This is a genomic window from Sulfurovum sp. UBA12169 (assembly GCA_002742845.1).
In the GTDB taxonomy this organism is placed as follows: domain Bacteria; phylum Campylobacterota; class Campylobacteria; order Campylobacterales; family Sulfurovaceae; genus Sulfurovum.
In genome coordinates, this window is sequence record DLUH01000001.1 from 162,076 (window position 1) to 179,760 (window position 17,685).

At 39.8% G+C, this 17,685-nt stretch carries 22 protein-coding genes; 14 read left to right on the top strand and 8 right to left on the bottom strand.

The annotated features are described in order from the left end of the window. Positions 1 to 149: 149 nt before the first annotated feature. A complete protein-coding gene (locus tag CFH81_00895; GenBank protein ID DAB40893.1) occupies positions 150 to 1,124 on the bottom strand; it encodes a hypothetical protein in 975 nt (324 codons plus the stop codon). Positions 1,125 to 1,292: 168 nt separating this feature from the next. Here CFH81_00895 and CFH81_00900 point away from each other — a divergent pair, with 168 nt between their 5' ends. The 9 genes from CFH81_00900 (at position 1,293) to mrdA (ending at position 7,523) form a co-directional block, all read left to right on the top strand. Then, a complete protein-coding gene (locus CFH81_00900; GenBank protein ID DAB40894.1) occupies positions 1,293 to 2,081 on the top strand; it encodes a septal ring lytic transglycosylase RlpA family lipoprotein in 789 nt (262 codons plus the stop codon). A 17-nt stretch (positions 2,082 to 2,098) separates the two neighbouring features. Further along, positions 2,099 to 2,671 carry an imidazoleglycerol-phosphate dehydratase gene (locus tag CFH81_00905; protein ID DAB40895.1) on the top strand — a complete coding sequence of 191 codons (573 nt, stop codon included), beginning with the start codon at positions 2,099 to 2,101 and terminating at the stop codon, positions 2,669 to 2,671. After that, positions 2,668 to 3,165, top strand: coding sequence for a 3-deoxy-D-manno-octulosonate 8-phosphate phosphatase (locus CFH81_00910; protein ID DAB40896.1), 498 nt, complete (start codon positions 2,668 to 2,670; stop codon positions 3,163 to 3,165). Before CFH81_00905 ends, CFH81_00910 begins: the two co-directional genes overlap by 4 nt. Beyond that, positions 3,156 to 3,668 carry a hypothetical protein gene (locus CFH81_00915; protein ID DAB40897.1) on the top strand — a complete coding sequence of 171 codons (513 nt, stop codon included), beginning with the start codon at positions 3,156 to 3,158 and terminating at the stop codon, positions 3,666 to 3,668. The genes CFH81_00910 and CFH81_00915 overlap by 10 nt, the downstream gene beginning before the upstream one ends. A gap of 95 nt (positions 3,669 to 3,763) precedes the next feature. Further along, on the top strand, positions 3,764 to 4,180 hold the full coding sequence (lptA, locus tag CFH81_00920; GenBank protein DAB41400.1) for a lipopolysaccharide transport periplasmic protein LptA: 417 nt from the start codon (positions 3,764 to 3,766) through the stop codon (positions 4,178 to 4,180). Beyond that, complete coding sequence (locus tag CFH81_00925; protein ID DAB40898.1) at positions 4,177 to 4,800, top strand: YihA family ribosome biogenesis GTP-binding protein; 624 nt, start codon at positions 4,177 to 4,179, stop codon at positions 4,798 to 4,800. Before lptA ends, CFH81_00925 begins: the two co-directional genes overlap by 4 nt. Continuing rightward, positions 4,797 to 5,261 (top strand): GNAT family N-acetyltransferase, encoded by a 465-nt coding sequence (locus CFH81_00930; GenBank protein ID DAB40899.1) that lies wholly within the window; start codon positions 4,797 to 4,799, stop codon positions 5,259 to 5,261. Before CFH81_00925 ends, CFH81_00930 begins: the two co-directional genes overlap by 4 nt. A gap of 19 nt (positions 5,262 to 5,280) precedes the next feature. Continuing rightward, the gene (locus CFH81_00935; protein DAB40900.1) at positions 5,281 to 5,736 is read left to right on the top strand and encodes a hypothetical protein; all 456 of its coding nucleotides are present in this window, start codon (positions 5,281 to 5,283) and stop codon (positions 5,734 to 5,736) included. After that, the gene (gene mrdA, locus CFH81_00940; GenBank protein DAB40901.1) at positions 5,733 to 7,523 is read left to right on the top strand and encodes a penicillin-binding protein 2; all 1,791 of its coding nucleotides are present in this window, start codon (positions 5,733 to 5,735) and stop codon (positions 7,521 to 7,523) included. The genes CFH81_00935 and mrdA overlap by 4 nt, the downstream gene beginning before the upstream one ends. 30 nt (positions 7,524 to 7,553) lie before the next feature. On the opposite strand, the gene CFH81_00945 is transcribed toward mrdA, so the two are convergent. Together CFH81_00945 and CFH81_00950 are read right to left on the bottom strand one after the other, a co-directional pair. After that, on the bottom strand, positions 7,554 to 8,486 hold the full coding sequence (locus CFH81_00945; protein DAB40902.1) for a sodium:proton exchanger: 933 nt from the start codon (positions 8,484 to 8,486) through the stop codon (positions 7,554 to 7,556). After that, positions 8,483 to 8,920 carry an rRNA maturation RNase YbeY gene (locus CFH81_00950; protein DAB40903.1) on the bottom strand — a complete coding sequence of 146 codons (438 nt, stop codon included), beginning with the start codon at positions 8,918 to 8,920 and terminating at the stop codon, positions 8,483 to 8,485. Before CFH81_00950 ends, CFH81_00945 begins: the two co-directional genes overlap by 4 nt. Positions 8,921 to 8,966: 46 nt before the next feature. Between CFH81_00950 and queC the strand changes: the two genes are divergently transcribed. Next, a complete protein-coding gene (queC, locus tag CFH81_00955; protein ID DAB41401.1) occupies positions 8,967 to 9,644 on the top strand; it encodes a 7-cyano-7-deazaguanine synthase QueC in 678 nt (225 codons plus the stop codon). A gap of 26 nt (positions 9,645 to 9,670) precedes the next feature. On the opposite strand, the gene CFH81_00960 is transcribed toward queC, so the two are convergent. Then, on the bottom strand, positions 9,671 to 10,033 hold the full coding sequence (locus CFH81_00960) for a hypothetical protein (protein DAB40904.1): 363 nt from the start codon (positions 10,031 to 10,033) through the stop codon (positions 9,671 to 9,673). 147 nt (positions 10,034 to 10,180) lie between these two features. Next, on the bottom strand, positions 10,181 to 10,678 hold the full coding sequence (locus tag CFH81_00965) for an asparaginase (GenBank protein ID DAB40905.1): 498 nt from the start codon (positions 10,676 to 10,678) through the stop codon (positions 10,181 to 10,183). A 95-nt stretch (positions 10,679 to 10,773) separates the two neighbouring features. Between CFH81_00965 and CFH81_00970 the strand changes: the two genes are divergently transcribed. The 3 genes from CFH81_00970 (at position 10,774) to CFH81_00980 (ending at position 12,728) form a co-directional block, all read left to right on the top strand. Beyond that, on the top strand, positions 10,774 to 11,595 hold the full coding sequence (locus CFH81_00970) for an enoyl-[acyl-carrier-protein] reductase FabI (GenBank protein DAB40906.1): 822 nt from the start codon (positions 10,774 to 10,776) through the stop codon (positions 11,593 to 11,595). A 5-nt stretch (positions 11,596 to 11,600) separates the two neighbouring features. Beyond that, positions 11,601 to 12,356, top strand: a complete 756-nt coding sequence (locus tag CFH81_00975) for a 23S rRNA (guanosine(2251)-2'-O)-methyltransferase RlmB (protein DAB40907.1) — start codon at positions 11,601 to 11,603, stop codon at positions 12,354 to 12,356. A 66-nt stretch (positions 12,357 to 12,422) separates the two neighbouring features. After that, on the top strand, positions 12,423 to 12,728 hold the full coding sequence (locus CFH81_00980; protein ID DAB40908.1) for a hypothetical protein: 306 nt from the start codon (positions 12,423 to 12,425) through the stop codon (positions 12,726 to 12,728). 51 nt (positions 12,729 to 12,779) lie between these two features. Here CFH81_00980 and CFH81_00985 read toward each other — a convergent pair whose 3' ends face one another. Next, positions 12,780 to 13,877, bottom strand: a complete 1,098-nt coding sequence (locus CFH81_00985; GenBank protein DAB40909.1) for a C4-dicarboxylate ABC transporter — start codon at positions 13,875 to 13,877, stop codon at positions 12,780 to 12,782. A gap of 115 nt (positions 13,878 to 13,992) precedes the next feature. Here CFH81_00985 and CFH81_00990 point away from each other — a divergent pair, with 115 nt between their 5' ends. Further along, positions 13,993 to 14,670, top strand: a complete 678-nt coding sequence (locus CFH81_00990; GenBank protein ID DAB40910.1) for a methyltransferase — start codon at positions 13,993 to 13,995, stop codon at positions 14,668 to 14,670. 56 nt (positions 14,671 to 14,726) lie between these two features. Here CFH81_00990 and CFH81_00995 read toward each other — a convergent pair whose 3' ends face one another. After that, the gene (locus tag CFH81_00995; GenBank protein DAB40911.1) at positions 14,727 to 15,707 is read right to left on the bottom strand and encodes a hypothetical protein; all 981 of its coding nucleotides are present in this window, start codon (positions 15,705 to 15,707) and stop codon (positions 14,727 to 14,729) included. A 2-nt stretch (positions 15,708 to 15,709) separates the two neighbouring features. Then, complete coding sequence (locus CFH81_01000; GenBank protein ID DAB40912.1) at positions 15,710 to 17,668, bottom strand: methionine--tRNA ligase; 1,959 nt, start codon at positions 17,666 to 17,668, stop codon at positions 15,710 to 15,712. Between the last annotated feature and the right edge of the window lie 17 nt (positions 17,669 to 17,685).

Sequence of the window (17,685 nt, forward strand, 5' to 3'; positions counted from 1 at the left end):
GTCCTTTTTTTTCAATAAAATTATTATACTGTAAAAATACAGAGGAGGAGAAGTGAACCGGATTTTAGACTGAGCCTGCAAGCTTTTGTTCTCTTGCAATTGCGCAAGAACAAGAGTGCTGCGGCAGGCAGAAAGAGCTTCTGCGCCTTTTACTCATTTTCTTTTTTATTTTTCCAGACAGAGTGTAAAAATGCGATCGTGATTAGCCCTATGCCGATTGTTCCTGTTACGATTTCGCTGATGTGCATTGTGATTTTGGCAAGCATAATGAAGGCCAAAATACCGATGGCATAGTGCGCACCGTGTTCAAGATAACGGAAGGCAGCAAGAGTTTTGTGTGCCACAAAGTAGAGAGTGATGCTACGCACAAACATAGCGCCCACACCAAGTCCTATCATGATGATAAAAATATTACTTGTAAGCGCAAATGCTCCAATGACGCCATCAAAACTAAAACTTGCGTCAAGAACTTCAAGATAGATAAATCCGGCAATTCCGCTCTTAACTGTCTCAGAAGAGAGAAAATGATCGAGCATTCCCAGAAGCGAATGAAGCAGTACGCCATACATAAATGCGAGCAAAACATTAAAATCCTGAGTGATGTGCCCCAATACAATCCCGGTCATAATGGCCATGATCAGTTCGATGTTTGCTACACCCGAAAAGCGTTCCATAACCCTTGAACCCTCGATGAAGGTAACCCATTTTATATCCCGTTCTTCAAAAAAGAAATCTAAAAAAACCATCAATAAAAAAGCACCGCCAAAGGCAAAAATGGTTTTTTCTGTTGATTTTAAAACCGCTTCATACTGTTCAGGCTGATTCATGGCAACATCAAACGTCTCAAAAATTCCCATACCTGTCGCTATTGCAACGATAGCCAAAGGAAAGATAAAACGCATTCCAAAAACAGCAATCGGTATACCAAAAACGATAAATCGTTTTTGCCAGACAGGATCCATTGTGTCGAGCACTTTGGCATTTACTACCGCATTATCAAAAGAAAGCGATATCTCAAGAATAATGAGCAAAAAAGTGATATAAAGAGCAGCGAGACCACCCAAAAAGTAAGCCGCAAAAAGACCTGTTGCCATTATGATAAATGAACCGTAAAAGTAACGCATATATACCCTTTAAAATTGATGTGCAATTGTAGCCAAATTTTTTTATTTTATCGTGCAGACATTGCCCGGTGAGCCAAGTATGCCTTTGGCTGCTGCCTTGTATTTTAAACAAGGAAAGCTAAAGTCAAATAAAGGGATAATAATATCCAATAATACAGCAGAGGCCTTATGAAAAAATTGAATATCATTTTATCTTTATTTGTATTTTTAGTGGCGGTATTTTTAAATACGGGATGCTCTCAAAAATCGAGTATGCATAAGCCAAAAGCCACAAAATTTACAAGTGCCGCACGTCATAAATGGACGATGAAAGAGTATTGCGTATTGGGAAAAAACTATAAGCCCACTTATGTGAGTGTAGGGCAAACGATGAATGGTATCTCAAGTTGGTATGGGCCTGATTTTCACGGAAAAATGACGAGTAATGGCGAAGTGTATAATATGCATGGCCAAACCGCAGCGCACAAAACATGGCCGATGGATACCATGGTAAAAATTAAAAATCTTCAAAATGGAAAAAGCACGATAGCGAGGATCAATGACAGGGGACCGTTTGTGCAAGGCAGGATCATTGATTGCAGTTATGCGGCAGGAAAAGCGATTGGACTTGACAGGATGGGGATTGCCAAAGTGCAAATCAAGGTAGTAGGATTCGCGGGAGAAGTTCAGTCAGATGCTACAATCGCCAGAAATATCAGAGAACACACAGAAGCGCGTGTTGTCATTACCGACTTTGGTATACAAGTCGGAGCATTTAGACGCTTTGAGGGCGCACAGATTTATAAGAAAAAATATGCTCAACTTGACAAACGCTATCAGCCGATCGTTAAACGTTTCGATGATGTAGAGGGTGCCCCACTTTATCGCGTATGGCTGATGGGCTTTAAAACTGAAGATGAGGCTAAAGATTTTATCCTGTGTCATGGTCTTGAGGGTGCGTTTATTGTAAGAAATTAAAAAATATGGAGTGTTCAATGATAGAAATATGTAGAACCACAAAAGAAACCGACATTTGCATAAAGCTTAATATGTATGGGACGGGTCAGTCTAAGATCAATACGGGTGTTGGCTTCTTTGATCATATGCTTGAAGCGTTTGTTAAGCATGCGCATATGGATATGGAAGTATTTTGCAAAGGAGATATTCATATTGATGACCACCACAGTGTTGAAGATGTAGGTATTGCTATAGGCCAAGCACTTCATAAAGCGCTTTATCCTGTGCAAAGCATAGAGCGCTTTGGAAATGCAACGGTAGTGATGGATGAAGCCAGTGTAACATGCGATATGGATATATCAAATCGCGGTTTTCTTTTTTTTGATCTTCCGGTAGGGGGAAAGGTGGGCCAATTTGACGTTGAGCTTGTCGAAGAATTTTTTAGAGCACTTGCGTTTAATGCACCCTTTACGATGCATTTGGTTTACAACCGCGGTAAAAACAAACACCATATTATAGAAGCAGCATTCAAGGCGCTTGCTGTGGCGCTTAGAAGAGCTGCAGCTATCAATGAAAATGCCGGAATCCCAAGCACAAAGGGTGTATTGTGAGTATTGAATTAATTGTTTTGGATGTAGACGGCACAATGACGGACAGCCGTATTACCTACAGTGAAATGGGGGATGAAATTAAATCATTTAACGTAAAAGATGGATTGGCAATTGCCAGTTGGAAAAAATTGGGAAAACAAGTAGCCATCATTACAGGAAGAAGTTCAGCGATTGTTGCGCGCCGCGCAAAAGAGTTGGGCATTGAATATTTTTATCAAGGCGTACACAATAAAAAAGAAATTCTAGAATCGCTTTTGGCCGAACTTCATTTGACAATGGAAAATGTGGCTGCCATAGGAGATGATCTCAATGATTTGCAAATGCTTAAATCTGCTAAAATCTCATTTGTGCCACAGGATGCAAGTGCTTATGTTGACAAAATGGCTACCGTTGTCCTTGGTAAAAAAGGCGGAGATGGCGCTGTTCGCGAAATGATAGAATATCTTATTAAAAAAGAAGGTCTTGAAGCAAAGTATTTGGCATTATGGGAGTAAGATTGGAGTTAGTGCTCCTATTTATAATGGGAGCCATATTGGTATTGACTTTTGGCATAAAAGTAAGTGATATTGATATCAAAAAGCAATTCTCCGGCAAAGAGATTGAATTTACGGATACCACTTTGATCGAAGTTGATATGAAGGCAATGCAAAGTATTGCCCATAGCGGTTATGGTGTTAGAGCGGATGGTGTTTTGATGCTTAATGAGTTAAATTATCACAGCAGCAATTTAGAACGTTTACGTGCAAAAAAAGGCACTTACCGTGATGATAAGATTTTTTTGGACGGTGATGTTTTTGTTCGCCAAAAAGAAGGATTTGAATATAGAGCACAACATGCCGTATATGACAAAGCAATAGAGATACTTGATGTTACTTCGCCTTTTTTTGCCAAAATGAATAAAAACACAATACGGGGGAATTCTATGCGTTATAATTTGCGCCAAAAAGAGGTGCTTGCCAAAGATATCGCAGCTGTGATTTATACTGCAGAAAAGTAATATCATGGTACAATATAGCGATTTTTCTGAAAGGTTTTGCATTGTATTTTTTTAAATGGATACTTTTACTTTGTTTTGGTTTTGCCACTTTTTTAATGGCTGAGAAGATAGAAATTACTTCAGAGTCTATGAATGCGCGGGAGTTGCAAAAAGAGGTTCATTTTATCGGCAATGTTATGATTAAGCAGTCGCAGAGCTGGTTGCATGGAGAGAGAGTGATTGTTTATTTTGACGAAAACAATGAAACCAAAATGTATGAAGCTTCCGGCGGGGTTACTTTTGAACTTAAAAACGAAAAAAATTTTTACAAAGGCAGTGCACAGAAAGTAATCTATTATCCTCAAAAATCCTATTATATGCTTCAGGGTAATGCGGTAATAGATGATTTGCTAAATAAGCGCCGTGTAAATGGCGAGGCGATTACCTTAGATATGATGACGGGTAATGCAGATGTCCAGGGAAGCAAGAAAAAACCTGTGAAATTTATCTTCGATATGGAGGAGAAAAAATGAGTATGCCCCGAATTGTAGAGGCTAAATTTATAAAATCCGCGCAAAGTATTGCAGATAGTCTGCCAGAAGATATGAGTGAGGTTGTTTTTTTGGGGCGATCTAATGTAGGGAAAAGCTCTACGCTTAATTCTCTTACGAACAGAAAAAATTTGGCAAAAAGTTCGGCAACACCGGGAAAAACACAACTAATCAATTTTTTTGAAACACGATACAGATATAACGAAGAAGAGTATCCTGTCCGTTTTGTGGATTTGCCAGGTTTTGGATATGCCAAGGTATCCAAGTCGCTCAAAGAGGTATGGCAGAAAAATCTTGTTGAATTTATTCAGCAGCGTATTTCTATACGTCTTTTTATTCATCTTAGGGATGCGAGACATCCTCATGCAAAAATCGATCATGAGGTGGAAAAGTATATTAAAGAGTTTATAAGACCTGATCAGCGCTATCTTACCGTCTTTACTAAGATTGACAAGCTTAACCAAAAAGAACGGGCAAAGCTCAAAAATGATTTTCCCGGTTGTATTGTGCTGTCCAATCTTAAGACGAAAGGGCACGACAAAGTTCATTTGGAGATATTGCAAACGATATTCGGTATAGAAAAAGAAGGAGTTAAAATTTGATTTCACTTGTAAAAGCAACGCTGGATGATATTCCCCAAATGCAAGCCATGGTAATTGCAGAGGTACAAAAAGGCGTCATTCTTAAGCGAACCGAAGACGAAGTCGCAACGAATATACGTTCGTATGTTTTAGCAAAAGAAGGGGAGAAACTTGTTGGGTATACAGCGTTGCATATCCATTCAAAACGTCTTGCAGAAATTCGCAGCCTCGTTGTTGACCAGCCCTATCGAGGTCAGAAAATAGGACAGCGCATGGTTCAATTTGCTCTGGATGAAGCAAAAGCCTTAAAGGTAGAAGAAGATGTGCTTGCACTAACATATGTGCCGCAATTTTTTGAAAAATTAGGCTTTCATGAAATTAATAAAGAAGCGATCCCGGAACATAAAATTTGGGCAGACTGCATCAAGTGTATACATTTTCCGGTATGCAACGAGGTCGCGCTGATTTATAAATTATCATAAAAGGTTGATGCGTAATATTATGGGCAGATTTTATACAGCCATACAGCATCCCATTCTTTGGACGCTGATTGTTTTGTTTATTGCCTTTTATCCTATGTTTATCTCCATTTATGTTTTTTTGCCTTTGCTGATAGGCGTTATGGGATACCTGTTGCTAGAAGGGATAGAAAAAGGAAAAATAACTTATGTGCTCATTGCATCGCTTTATTATATTAATTTAGAGGTAAACCTCTCTTTGCCTTTTTTCTTAACTTTTATTTCTGCCTTATTGATTTATGTATTATTTTACCCTTATTTGAGACATTTTAGGAGATGTGTTGCGTGCGCGCGAATACTAACCGTGTTGCTTTTGGATGGTTTCTATTTGGGATTTTTGCTTTTTTACGATTTTTTATTTGAAGATACAAGCGTCATTTTGGATTCAATATTGCTCTATTCATTGATAGTAGATCTGCTGATCGTGGTTATATTATGAGATATAAAATTGCATTGGGCGTGTTTTTGCTCTTTTGGGGGGTAATGATAGTTAGATTATATCATGTGAGTATTAAATCAAATTTTTATTATCAAAAGCTTGCCAAAGAAAATATCGAGAGAAAACAATTTATCAAGCCTGTAAGAGGGGAGATAATGGATACCCATGGTAATCTTCTTGCAATGAACCAGATAGGTTTTTCTATCTCCATCGAACCCCATCTAAAAGCACAATCAGCTATGCTGGAGAGTGTTGTTGATACATTGGTTGCCAGTTTTCCCGATCTCAATAAAACGGTTATGATGAAAGTTTATGAAAAAAATAATTCTCCCTATAATCATAAATTTATTAAAGTGGTGGATTTTATCCATTACCCGGACATGATGGGTGCTTATCCTAAACTAAGCCTTATGCCTCAAATCCAAATAGAGGCTGAAACAAAACGTTACTATCCATACGGAAAATATTGTTCACATATTGTGGGCTACACGGGGAGGTCTAATGAAAAAGAAAATAAAGAAGACCCTGTTGTCAATGAGGTAGGCAAGGTGGGCAAAAGCGGATTGGAAAAATATTATAATGATGTTTTGCAGGGTGAACTTGGATATGAAGTCAGTAAAGTAACAGCAACCAATCAGGCAATTGACATTTTAGAAAAAGAAGATCCCAAAGACAATAAAAATCTTAAGCTTAATATTGATATTAATTTACAAAAGATGATCCACGAAGAGTTTGCAGATAAAACAGGCGTTGCCATAGTGATGCGAACCAATGGAGAGGTTCTGGCTGCGGTGAGTTACCCTTCTTTTGATCCCAATCTTTTTGTCGGAGGCATCAGCAGTAAAGACTGGAGAGCGCTTCAGGAAGATCTTGCCCATCCTTTTACCAACAAATTTATACATGGGACCTATCCTCCCGGCTCAACCATAAAAATGGGAATGGCGCTGGCTTTTTCCAAAGCCAAAAAAGGAATTTTGGATACAAGTGAATTTTGCAGCGGACATATCAAATTAGGGACAAGTAATCATAAGTTCAGATGCTGGTCAACATGGGGGCATGGCAGTGTAGATTTACGAAAAGCTATTCGTGAAAGCTGCGATGTTTATTTTTACAACAAGAGTTTAAAGGTAGGCATTGACGCAATGGCAAAATACCTTAGGTCTTTTGGTTTGGGTGTATCTACAGGGGTTGATCTGCCTGATGAATATGCAGGCGTAATTCCGGATAAGGCATGGAAGATGAAACGCTATAAGCAGCCTTGGTATTTAGGCGAGACCGTCATCGCGTCTATAGGCCAGGGGTACGATCTGGTGACGCCATTGCAATTGGTGCGGCATACCAATCTGATCGCGACTTCTAATCTCGTGATACCGCATATTACAAAACAGGTGGACAACAAAGAACTTAATGCAAGCATCACCCCTGTCTCTTTTAACCCGTATTATTTAAGTGAAATCAGAAAAGGTATGTATGATGTCTGCAATACAAGAAAAGGGACAGCATTTTCCGCAATGGGAAGTCTGCCTGTAGTTGTTGCCGGTAAAACGGGAACCTCTCAGGTAACATCCATCCCTCAGGCAGCTGTTAAAAGGCTCAAAGAAGAAGAGTTGGCTTATTTCCATCGATCTCATGCCTGGATCACCACCTATGCCCCCTATGAAGATCCGCAATATATTGTGACTGTACTTGTTGAACATGGCGGACATGGGGGCAGTACAGCCGGACCGATTGCTGCAAACATTTATAGATGGCTTTATAAAAATGGATACTTCAAGAAACAAGAGTAGTTTTTTGTAAACCGTTTAAATATAAAACACCTAAATGTTTTGCAGGGTATTATTGAGAAAAAGTCCTAAAATAATGATCAATCCAATACCTGCTGATTTGTTATAGAGTTTGTTTGCTGTGATAAAAACAAGCAGAAATGTTGCTATGATCATTGTGGCAATGTCAAACATATGGGTCATACCCTCGATAGGCATCGGTTTTGCCAAAGCCGCAGTTCCCAATACAACCGAAGTATTTGCCATATTCGAGCCGATGATATTTCCAATCGCCATATCTACTTTGCCTCTTGCGGCTGCCGAGATACTCACAGCCAGCTCCGGCAAAGAAGTTCCAAATGAAATCATAATAATACCGATAATCCACTCACTAATACCAAAGTTTTTGGCGATTTCGGATGCGCTTTCTATGGTAAAATGGGCGCCGATAATAACCAAAATCAAACCCGCAAACAGCAAAAGGAGCGTTTTTATCCAAGAAAATTGAAGCATATCTATTTCGCTGAGATGCTCTTGTACTATATTTTTGGCATCTTGTGTCAAAAAAAGAAGATATGCTCCCATTAGCAGCAGCAAAAGGATTGCATCAAATCTGGAAATTATTCCATCCAATATCATCAAAAGAAAAATTAATGCGGGCATCAATGCCCATGTGCTGTCTTTTGCAAAAAAGTCTCTGCTGGGGTTTATTTTTTTTGCCACAAGAAATACTGAAGCTAAAACAAGAGTAATGTTGATGATATTGCTTCCTATGACGTTGGAAATGGCAATTTGCGGTTTATTTGTATAGCTTGCAGCGATAGAGGCAGCCATTTCGGGCAAACTGGTTCCAAAAGCAATAAGTGTGGCCCCAATGATAAACTCCGGCATATTGAATTTCAATGCAATGCGTTCACTCTGATTGATGAGTAGCTCGACTCCCCAAATCAAGGAACCCATCGCAATAACGAAAATCAAAAAATTCATTCAGCTTCCTGGGCATCTGTTCTAACAATAAGGCTTGTCGGCAAACCAAAAACTTCGATAAGCTCTTTTTCTTTGGCACGCATTTCTCCCCGGTCGCATTCATGATCGAAGCCAAGCAAATGAAGCAGTCCGTGAATAAAAAGTAAATTCAATTCATCCTGTATGGTGTGGCCATAGAGTTTGGATTTATTTTTAACAAATTCTTCAGAGATAACTATGGAGCCCAAAGGCATTCCCGAAAAGGCATCCTCCAGAGGAAAACTGAGTACGTCAGTGGGGGCATCTTTGCCTCTATGTATTTGATTGAGCGATTGTATCGTGTTGTTATCGGTAATGATAAGTTCTATGTGTTTGGCGGTAAGACTTGCAGCAATCTTCTCCAATATTTCCAATTCAAATGGCAATGATGTTTGGTTCTCTAGGTCTATTAGCATGCTCTAAGTTTACCTGAATCTTGGTAAAATGAGATTAAAAAATAGGATCAAAATGAAAAAGAAAAAAGCAGTATGTATCATTTCCGGAGGCATGGATAGCGCTTTGAGTGCAAAAATTGCCCAAAAAGAAGGGTATGAGATAATTGCTTTGCATTTTAATTATGCGCAACGCACCCAAACCAAAGAGTTGGAATGTTTTAGATATGTTGCCAAAGATATTAATGCTGCATGCTCTTATGAGATAGATTTAAATTTTTTTAAGCAGATAGGTGCTTCGGCATTAACGGATAATAATATTGCCGTGCCTACCGGTGGTTTGCAAGAGGGGGTTCCTGTGACGTATGTGCCTTTTCGAAATGGTATTTTTCTATCCATAGCAACTGCTATAGCAGAAAAACACGGCGCAACTGTTTTGTTTATCGGCGTAGTGGAAGAAGACAGCAGCGGATACCCCGATTGCACTGAGGTATACATAAAGCAGATGCAAAAAGCGATCAATCTGGGAACCAAAAAAGAAACAAACTTAGAGATTAAAATGCCTTTGGTGAGACTTAGCAAAAGCCAGATTGTACAAAAAGCATTGGAGTTGGGCGTACCATTGGAGCACACCTGGAGTTGTTATCAGTCCGAAGAAAAGGCTTGCGGAGTTTGCGATAGTTGTCGATTGCGATTGCGAGGATTTGCAAATGCGGGAGTGACCGATCCCATCAGCTATCAAAGCTAATCCGTATTTTTCAACGCAGGTTGGGGCTAGAAACTAAAGCCCCGTATGACAAATTCAAATTCATAGCGATGTGTTGGATATTTTTCTAGTCCTTCTTCCATGAATTGATCTGCGGTGATCTGTCGATCCCAAAGTCTGTAAGTTAAATCTTTAAACCAAGATTTTTTCTCCGGTGTATCAAGTATGATTCTATCGTATTTTGGATCATCTTTTATTCCTGATGCTACTTCCATCATTTTTTGTTGATAGCGTTCGAGTTTTTCTGGCGTAGGAGCTTTATATGTCTTTTGAATAGTTGAGGCCCCTGAAGGTCCGGAGAGATCTAGACTCGGAGTACAAGCCGTAAAAGCAAATCCTGCCAATGCAGTTATATATAGTTTATAGTTCATTTTTTCTCCTTTGATTATTTTTTGTATTGTAGCCAAATGGACTAAAATCTTTACAGTAAAACCATCTTTTATCTAAAAGATATCGTTTGGTTTTTTGGGTAACATGATTTTGATTGCCGCATTATAGACAGAAAAATTGGCCGCTCTTTAATATTTTACGATAAATTTGCCTTCCGTTCTTTCTTTTATCACGGCATCATGGGGGCCAAATACACCATTCATTGCAATATAAATACCCCATTCGTTTAGATTTTGCATGTATCCCCAAGCCGAGGCAAGGTTGGCAGTGGCTTCGATGGGATCAATTGAAAAAGGCACCATGGATCCTGCAAGAACGATACGTTTTTCCAAATCGGCATCGGCAAGATAGCGTGCGGTAACATCCATAGTATCTGTTCCGTGAACAATAAGTATATCTTCTTCTTTTGCGAGGTTGATGGTTGCAAGCAGCAGGAGTCTGTCCTCGTTGGTTATGTCAAGACTGTCTTTTCCGATAATATTGACTATCTCAAAGTTGCAAAGCCATCGCTTGCTTATTTCTTCTAATGCCAAAGAGCGAGTATCTATTTCAAGTTTTCCGTTAAGAGGATTATAATGTTTATTAAAAGTGCCACCGGTGCTAATAAGCAGTATTTTTTTCTTCATAAGTGATGATTGCCTTGAATTGTTAAATAGTTTATTTTACATTCTATCGCATTCATGGTAAAATAACACCATTAAATTTTTGGAGAAAGCAAAGTATGATAATGAAAGGCAAAAAAGGTGTTATTTTAGGCATCGCAAATAAAAAATCTATCGCTTACGGGATTGCAAAAGCATGTCAAGAGCAGGGCGCCCAGATGGCAATTACATTTCTTAATGAACGATTTGAGCAAAAACTTGCACCCGTTGCCGATGAATTGGAATGCGGGGGAAGATTTTATCCATGTGATGTAAGCAAGCCTGAAGAAATCAAAGCATTAAGAGCATCACTTGAAAAAGAGATGGGACAGATAGATTTTATTGTGCATTCTATTGCCTTTGCACCCAAAGAAGGACTTAGCGGTCGGTTTATGGATATTTCCAAAGAGGCATTTGATGTGGCGATGGATATTTCTGTGTATTCACTTATAGAAGTGGTAAGGGAACTAAAACCTATTCTATCGGGCAACGCTTCAGTATTGACATTGAGTTATTACGGCGGTGTAAAATATATTCCCAACTACAATCTTATGGGTGTCGCCAAAGCAGCATTGGAAATGACAACCAAATATCTTGCCGAAGATTTAGGCAAAGACGGTATTCGTGTCAATGCAATCTCTGCGGGACCTATCAAAACACTTGCCGCTGCGGGTATCGGAGATTTTGGTTTTATGCTCAAATGGAATGCTGCACATTCTCCGCTAAAGCAGAATGTAACGATCGAGCAGGTAGGAAATTCGGGGATGTATCTTCTTTCTGATTTGAGTTCGGGTGTCACGGGTGAAATTCATTATGTGGATGCCGGATTTAACATTATGGGGATGCCGGCAGTTGAATTTGACGAAAACGGAAGACCAAAAATTGCCTGGAATGGAGAGTGAGCTAGGTGAGAGATTCTGATCAATACCTTGCCAAAAAAGCATTTTTTGACAAGGTGCTCACGATTTATGGCCGCAATGCCGTGCACGAGGCACTGGAGGATAAAAGTATTGCTGTCCATAAATTGCATCTTTCTTCTTCCAATAAACCTTCTTTTGAGTTAGATAAAATGGTAAGCATCGCCAAAGAAAGAGGGATTGAAATTGCCTATCATGACAAGCAGGCACTTTCGCGCATCTCAAAAAATGCCAAACAAGATCAGGGGGTGGCTCTTGATATTGTATTGGAATATTCAAACGATGCAGCGCATTTCCTCTCGGTTCATGAAAAATACCGTATCGTGGCGCTTGATGGGGTAACCAATCCCCAGAATCTTGGCATGATTATTCGTTCTTGTGCCGCGGGGAATGTAGATGCAATTTTGCTTCCTGTTAAAGGTGCGGCACAGATTTCACCCTTGGTAATCAAGGCAAGCGCGGGAACACTTTTTAAAATACCAATTATTCAAACACCCAATCTCAAAAAAACATTGGAATATTTTAAAGCACACGGCGCAATGCTCTATACGCTCTCTTCCCATGCCGGCAAAAGCTATAAGCATGAGAAGTATGGCCATAAAACCATATTTGTTTTGGGTAACGAGAGCGAGGGTGTGAGCCGCGATGTTGAGTCTGTATGTGATGGGGGCATCTCTATCCCGATGCAGCGAGATGTTGAATCACTCAATGTGGCTGTTGCGGCTTCACTTTTAGCTTTTTTATAGATGAGTATTTAGAGTTTTTGGGCGTTCAAATATGATATACTTTGCAAAAAAAGGAGAGGAGCGGCCATGAAAAAAGAGAATGAAGAATTGCTTTCAAAAGTAGGTTTGCAAATAGGTAATGATGAGATCAATATAGATTTGGCCAAAACAAAAGATTTTTTCGGAACTATGCAAAAGCAGTTCGAGGAGACTGCCCAAAACATTAGTGAAGGCAAAATGGACATGCCTGAAACTGTCGGGATTACAGTGAATGAAGAGCAGATTCATGTGGATCTAAATAAAGCCAAAAGTTTTATAGAAGATTTAGGAAAAAAGATCGAAAAATTTTTGGGTGAGATAGATAAAGCCGTGGATAAGTTGGATCACAAGTGATTGTGTTTCAAAAAATTGCTACTTTCCTTTATCCTGAGGGTGCAGGCCGTTTCATCCTCTGATTTCCAAGAAGTTTTTTGTGCTGATGTCATCCCACGGCTTGTTAAGGCTGCTAAAAGTTTCATAGCTTTTTAAGACACGTTTAAAGTCTTCGCTTTTTGCACTTTCTTGTGCCAAAACATCTTTTAACGCTTTTTTGGCAGCATCGATCACTTCCGGAGGAAACGTTTTGATCTCAACAGCCGAGGAAAGACTTTGATATGCTTTTGCATTTTCGTATCTAAACTCTTGAAGCATCGTGCTTGTCATCTCTTCGCTTGCTGCAGTAATGATGGCTTGATGCTGAGGAGTTAGTTTTTCCCATCTTGTTTTGTTAAAAGTCAGCTCCAAAATCGAACCCGGCTCATGCCAGCCTGTGTAGTAGTAGGGCGCAACTTTGGAAAAACCCATCATATTATCCAGCGCCGGCCCCACCCATTCTGTAGCATCAATGGTGCCTCGCTCAAGTGCAGTATAGATATCCCCTGCAGGCAAAAGAACGGGATTAACGCCTAGATGTTCCATGACTTCGCCCGCAAGTCCCGGTATACGCATTTTAAGCCCTTGAAGGTCAGCCAGGGAGTTGATCTGTTTTTTAAACCATCCGCCCATTTGCGGTCCTGTGGTCCCTCCCACTAACGGATAGAGATTGAACTTTCCGTACAGCTCTCTCCATAGTGCATATCCGCCCCCAAATTTAAGCCAGGTAATCATCTCTTCGCTCGTAAATCCAAGAGGCATTCCTCCGAAGATAGAAAATGCCGAATTTTTACCTTTCCAATAATAGACACCGGAGTGAAAAGCATCAATCTGTGCCGCCGAAGTTGCATCAAAAACCTGTAAGGCCGGAACAAGAATGTTTTTCGGATAGACTTTGATCTCGAGTGTGCCATCACTAAGTTCGGCACATCGCTCGACAAACTTATCAACGCCGGTTCCCATTATGGGAAAATGTGCAGGCCATGATGTTGCAAGCTTAAGAGTGACTTTTTTTGCTTTATTGATAGTTGCTAAACTCCCTTTCTTGGCCTCATCCTCTCTGTGGCAAGCGTTCAGCGCAAAAGCAGTTGCACCCAGTGCGGCGGATGTTATAAAGTCTCGTCTTTGCATAAAATAATAATCCTTATTAGAAAATACCGTTTAAATTTTCATGGAAAATAAAAACAGTATAGGTAGTGTTAATAGTTTAAATAGTAACATAACAATCGTTTTAAAAGGATGAAAATTGAAGTGTCACATTTGCAGCCAAGAGACTTTGTCTTTTGCAGATCCAAAAACAACTATTCTCTATTATCAGTGCAGGGAGTGCGAGTATATATTTAAATCCCCTAAATACTATCAGGATTTGGCTGTTCAGCAAAAGAGATATGATCTGCATCAAAATAACGAAAACGATGCAGGATATCGCGAGTACTATCGGCGCTTTTTGAATTTTATCTTGCCTTTTGCCGGTCATGCAAAAAATGGATTGGATTTTGGGTGCGGCGCCACCTCTCTTCTGTCGGATATGATTGCAAAAAACAATATAGTGTGCGACTACTATGATCCTATCTATCATTCCGATCTGATTGATAAAAATAAAAAATATGATCTTATCGTCTCGACGGAAGTGTTTGAGCATTTGCATCATCCTAAATTAGTCTTTGAGTCCCTTTTAAATAGATTGAGTGATAATGGGATACTGGCAGTACAAACGCAATTTCATACCAACAATAGAGAAGATTTTTTACGTTGGTACTATCATCATGACGCAACACATATTGTTTTTTTTACAGCCAAGACTTTTATGGTACTCAGTGAACAGTTTAATTGCAAGCTTGTGGGGAATAATGGAAAAAATATAGTAGTGATCAGGAAAAATTCTACTAAAATCCCAAAAATATTTGAATCTGGCAAGATTTAATTCATGAAACAAAAAGATGGAAAGTTGAAAAAATACAGGCAGTGAAATCGCATAGCCTAAAATAGACTATACTCTTTTTGAATCGTATTGAGGATGCTTTTGTCTGCATTATAGATAAATGCATAATTAAAGTGAATGCTTTTGAGTATCTCTCTTACCTCTTCTTCGGTTTTAAACCAGTGCGGACGGTCAATGCCTTCTACTTTAGTTTTTGGGGGAGTGAGCACAATGCCTTTTACCCAAGTGTTGCTGTGTCTGATATATTCTCTGGCCTTGATAATATCCGGAATATTGTCGCAAAATATTGCCACTTTGTCACTTTTGCTCGCCTGTGTGCTTTTGAGCGATCCATCGATAAATACCGGGATAAAATGTTTAGTGTATTTGACGCGGTCGATAGAGTAGGGAAGCGAGAAAGACTCACAAAAAGCAACGACACGCAACAGATATTCTAGATGAAAAGGGATTAGTTCTTTCTCCTGATAAGCATAGCCTCCTACTTTAAAAGTGCTTCTAAAGAGAGTGTCAGAAATTGCATAGCCTTCCACGTCGCTTTCAAGTCTTTGTATGTCCGGCTTGATGAGTTCCATCAATTCTTTATTTGTGCCCACAAAAAGTGAATCGTTTGAGTTGAGTATCTGCTCAAATGCTTTACGCCAATCATTTGCAATAAAAGCAATATTGCTTTTTTGAAGCAGTATCATTTTCAAAAAACTCATTTCATGTGCCGAGAGCAGAAAAAATTTTGCCTCTTTTTTAATGATCGCATAACGGATAAGTTTAAAGGCCGCCAATTGAATATCTCTAACTTTGATCCATGCGATCTCTTCATCGTTTTTAGTGATATTTTCATCATCATAAACAATTGCATAGGCACCGTTTTTAATGGCGATGTCTATCTCTTCCTGGCTTGAGGAAAAGAAAAGATCACCATGCTCCACTTTGGAAGGATACACGGTTGCAGCCTCTATAGCTTGAACTTTTGGTATATTAGTAAGGGTTCCCTCTGTGAGGTTTACGATGTCTTCTATCTTCATTATTATCCTATGGGGGTGCCCGCTGTTTTTGGTTTTTCCGGGCGGATGAGGGAGAGTCCCTCGCTGTCTTTGGCTGCAAGAAGCATGCCTTCGCTTTTTAGGCCCATAAGTTTTGCAGGCTTAAGATTTGCAACCATGCAGACTTGGGTACCAAGAATATCTTCGGGACTATACCACTCTTTAATTCCTGCGACAACCTGGCGCGGGCTTTCTTCGCCTATATCGACCTGAAGCAAAAGAAGCTTGCTGCTTTTGGGTACCTCTTCAGCTTCTATGACGGTCCCCACTTTTAGTGAAGTTTGAAAGAATTGGTCGATGCCTATAAGTGCAATGCCTGCATTTTTTTGTTCCGTTGTTTTTTGCTCTTCTTTCTTTGTTGCTTTTGCTTCAAGCTTTTTATTTTCAGGCTCAGTCTGTGCAAGCAGAGGTTCTTCAATGCGAGGAAACAGGGGAGGGATCTTTTCAAGCATAAAAGGACTTAAGAGATTTTTCTGCTTAATGAGATGATTCCAGTTCGCGTGATCTATCTTGAAGCCCAGTACATTGGCAATCTTGACAGAAGTTTCCGGCATCACGGGGTAGAGCATGGTGGACACTTTGGCCAGAATAACCGCTACAAGCCCATTGAGTGCCATAACCTCTTCTGTTTTGCCTTCCTTCATAAGTGTCCATGGCTGATATCTGTCGATTGCTTTGTTTGCTATTGAAAGCGGTCTCCAGAGTTCTTCGAGGTATCGATGGATTTGCATTTCAAAAAGCATAGGTTCAAGTTTTTCCAAAGAAGCTTCCATTTCATCGAGTTCGGTCTGATAAAATTTATAGATATCGGTACAATCGACGTTGCCTTCAAAATATTTTTCACTCATGCCTATAAGGCGGTTGAGCAGGTTGCCAAGGTCATTGCCAAGATCTGAGTTAATGCGGTCTATGAGGGCTTTCTGGGAAAAGTCGCCATCTCCGCCAAAAGGCACTTCCCTGAGCAGGAAGTAGCGAAAATTATCCAAACCATAAGCATGGGCTACTTCTCTTGGATTTACAACATTGCCTTTGGATTTGCTCATCTTCTCGCCGTCTCTTGTCCACCATCCGTGTGCCGCGATATGTTTAGGCAAAGGCAAGTCGAGGCTCATCAAAAATGCCGGCCAATAAATAGCATGGAAACGCAAGATATCTTTTCCTATAAGGTGCACATGTGCAGGCCAGTAACGCATATTTTTCTCATCTGTACCGTATCCCAGCGCGGTAACGTAATTCATCAAAGCATCCAGCCATACATACATCACATGTTTGGGATCATTGAAATTTTCAGGCAGCTTTACACCCCAGTCAAAGCTTGTGCGCGTGATAGAGAGGTCATCCAGTCCTCCTTCTACAAAACGAATTACTTCATTTCTTTTGCTTTTTGGAAGGATGCAATCAGGGTTATTGTGATACCACTCTAAGAGTTTCTCTTGGTATTTTGAAAGTTTAAAAAAATAACTCTCTTCCTCGACAATTACTGTGCTTTTTCCGCATTCGGGACAAAACTCATCATCCACAAGTTGTGTTTTTGGAAAAAAAGTCTCACATGAGATACAGTAATGCCCCTTATAGACATCTTTATAAATATCTCCATTGCCATGCATGACAGAAAAAGCTTTTTGCACACCTGTTTTGTGGTCTTTATCGGTGGTTCGAATAAACTTATCGTAGGAGATATGAAAATCATCCCAAAGGTTTTTAAAGGTTGCAGAGATCTCATCAGCATAGGCCTGTGTACTTTTTCCTTTGGTTTTGGCTGACTCTTCGATTTTTTGACCGTGCTCATCAGTGCCGGTAAGAAAGAAAGTGTCAAGACCGCTCATACGGGAGTAGCGCGCTAAAGTATCTGCAATGATTGTTGTATAGGCATGACCAATGTGTGCAATATCGTTGACATAGTAGATGGGGGTTGTAATGTAGACATTTTTATAACAAGGCATAGTGTAGCATTTCCTTA

Excerpts from the sequence above, each read along its gene's own strand:
- CFH81_00980 (DAB40908.1), top strand. The coding sequence starts at position 12,423 with ATGAAAAAAGAGAATGAAGAATTGCTTTCAAAAGTAGGTTTGCAAATA.
- CFH81_00960 (DAB40904.1), bottom strand. The coding sequence starts at position 10,033 with ATGAACTATAAACTATATATAACTGCATTGGCAGGATTTGCTTTTACG.
- CFH81_00905 (DAB40895.1), top strand. The coding sequence starts at position 2,099 with ATGATAGAAATATGTAGAACCACAAAAGAAACCGACATTTGCATAAAG.
- CFH81_00965 (DAB40905.1), bottom strand. The coding sequence starts at position 10,678 with ATGAAGAAAAAAATACTGCTTATTAGCACCGGTGGCACTTTTAATAAA.
- CFH81_00895 (DAB40893.1), bottom strand. The coding sequence starts at position 1,124 with ATGCGTTACTTTTACGGTTCATTTATCATAATGGCAACAGGTCTTTTT.
- CFH81_00995 (DAB40911.1), bottom strand. The coding sequence starts at position 15,707 with ATGAAGATAGAAGACATCGTAAACCTCACAGAGGGAACCCTTACTAAT.
- CFH81_00970 (DAB40906.1), top strand. The coding sequence starts at position 10,774 with ATGATAATGAAAGGCAAAAAAGGTGTTATTTTAGGCATCGCAAATAAA.
- CFH81_00925 (DAB40898.1), top strand. The coding sequence starts at position 4,177 with ATGAGTATGCCCCGAATTGTAGAGGCTAAATTTATAAAATCCGCGCAA.
- mrdA (DAB40901.1), top strand. The coding sequence starts at position 5,733 with ATGAGATATAAAATTGCATTGGGCGTGTTTTTGCTCTTTTGGGGGGTA.
- CFH81_01000 (DAB40912.1), bottom strand. The coding sequence starts at position 17,668 with ATGCCTTGTTATAAAAATGTCTACATTACAACCCCCATCTACTATGTC.
- CFH81_00900 (DAB40894.1), top strand. The coding sequence starts at position 1,293 with ATGAAAAAATTGAATATCATTTTATCTTTATTTGTATTTTTAGTGGCG.
- CFH81_00915 (DAB40897.1), top strand. The coding sequence starts at position 3,156 with ATGGGAGTAAGATTGGAGTTAGTGCTCCTATTTATAATGGGAGCCATA.
- lptA (DAB41400.1), top strand. The coding sequence starts at position 3,764 with ATGGCTGAGAAGATAGAAATTACTTCAGAGTCTATGAATGCGCGGGAG.
- CFH81_00985 (DAB40909.1), bottom strand. The coding sequence starts at position 13,877 with ATGCAAAGACGAGACTTTATAACATCCGCCGCACTGGGTGCAACTGCT.
- CFH81_00950 (DAB40903.1), bottom strand. The coding sequence starts at position 8,920 with ATGCTAATAGACCTAGAGAACCAAACATCATTGCCATTTGAATTGGAA.
- CFH81_00935 (DAB40900.1), top strand. The coding sequence starts at position 5,281 with ATGGGCAGATTTTATACAGCCATACAGCATCCCATTCTTTGGACGCTG.
- CFH81_00945 (DAB40902.1), bottom strand. The coding sequence starts at position 8,486 with ATGAATTTTTTGATTTTCGTTATTGCGATGGGTTCCTTGATTTGGGGA.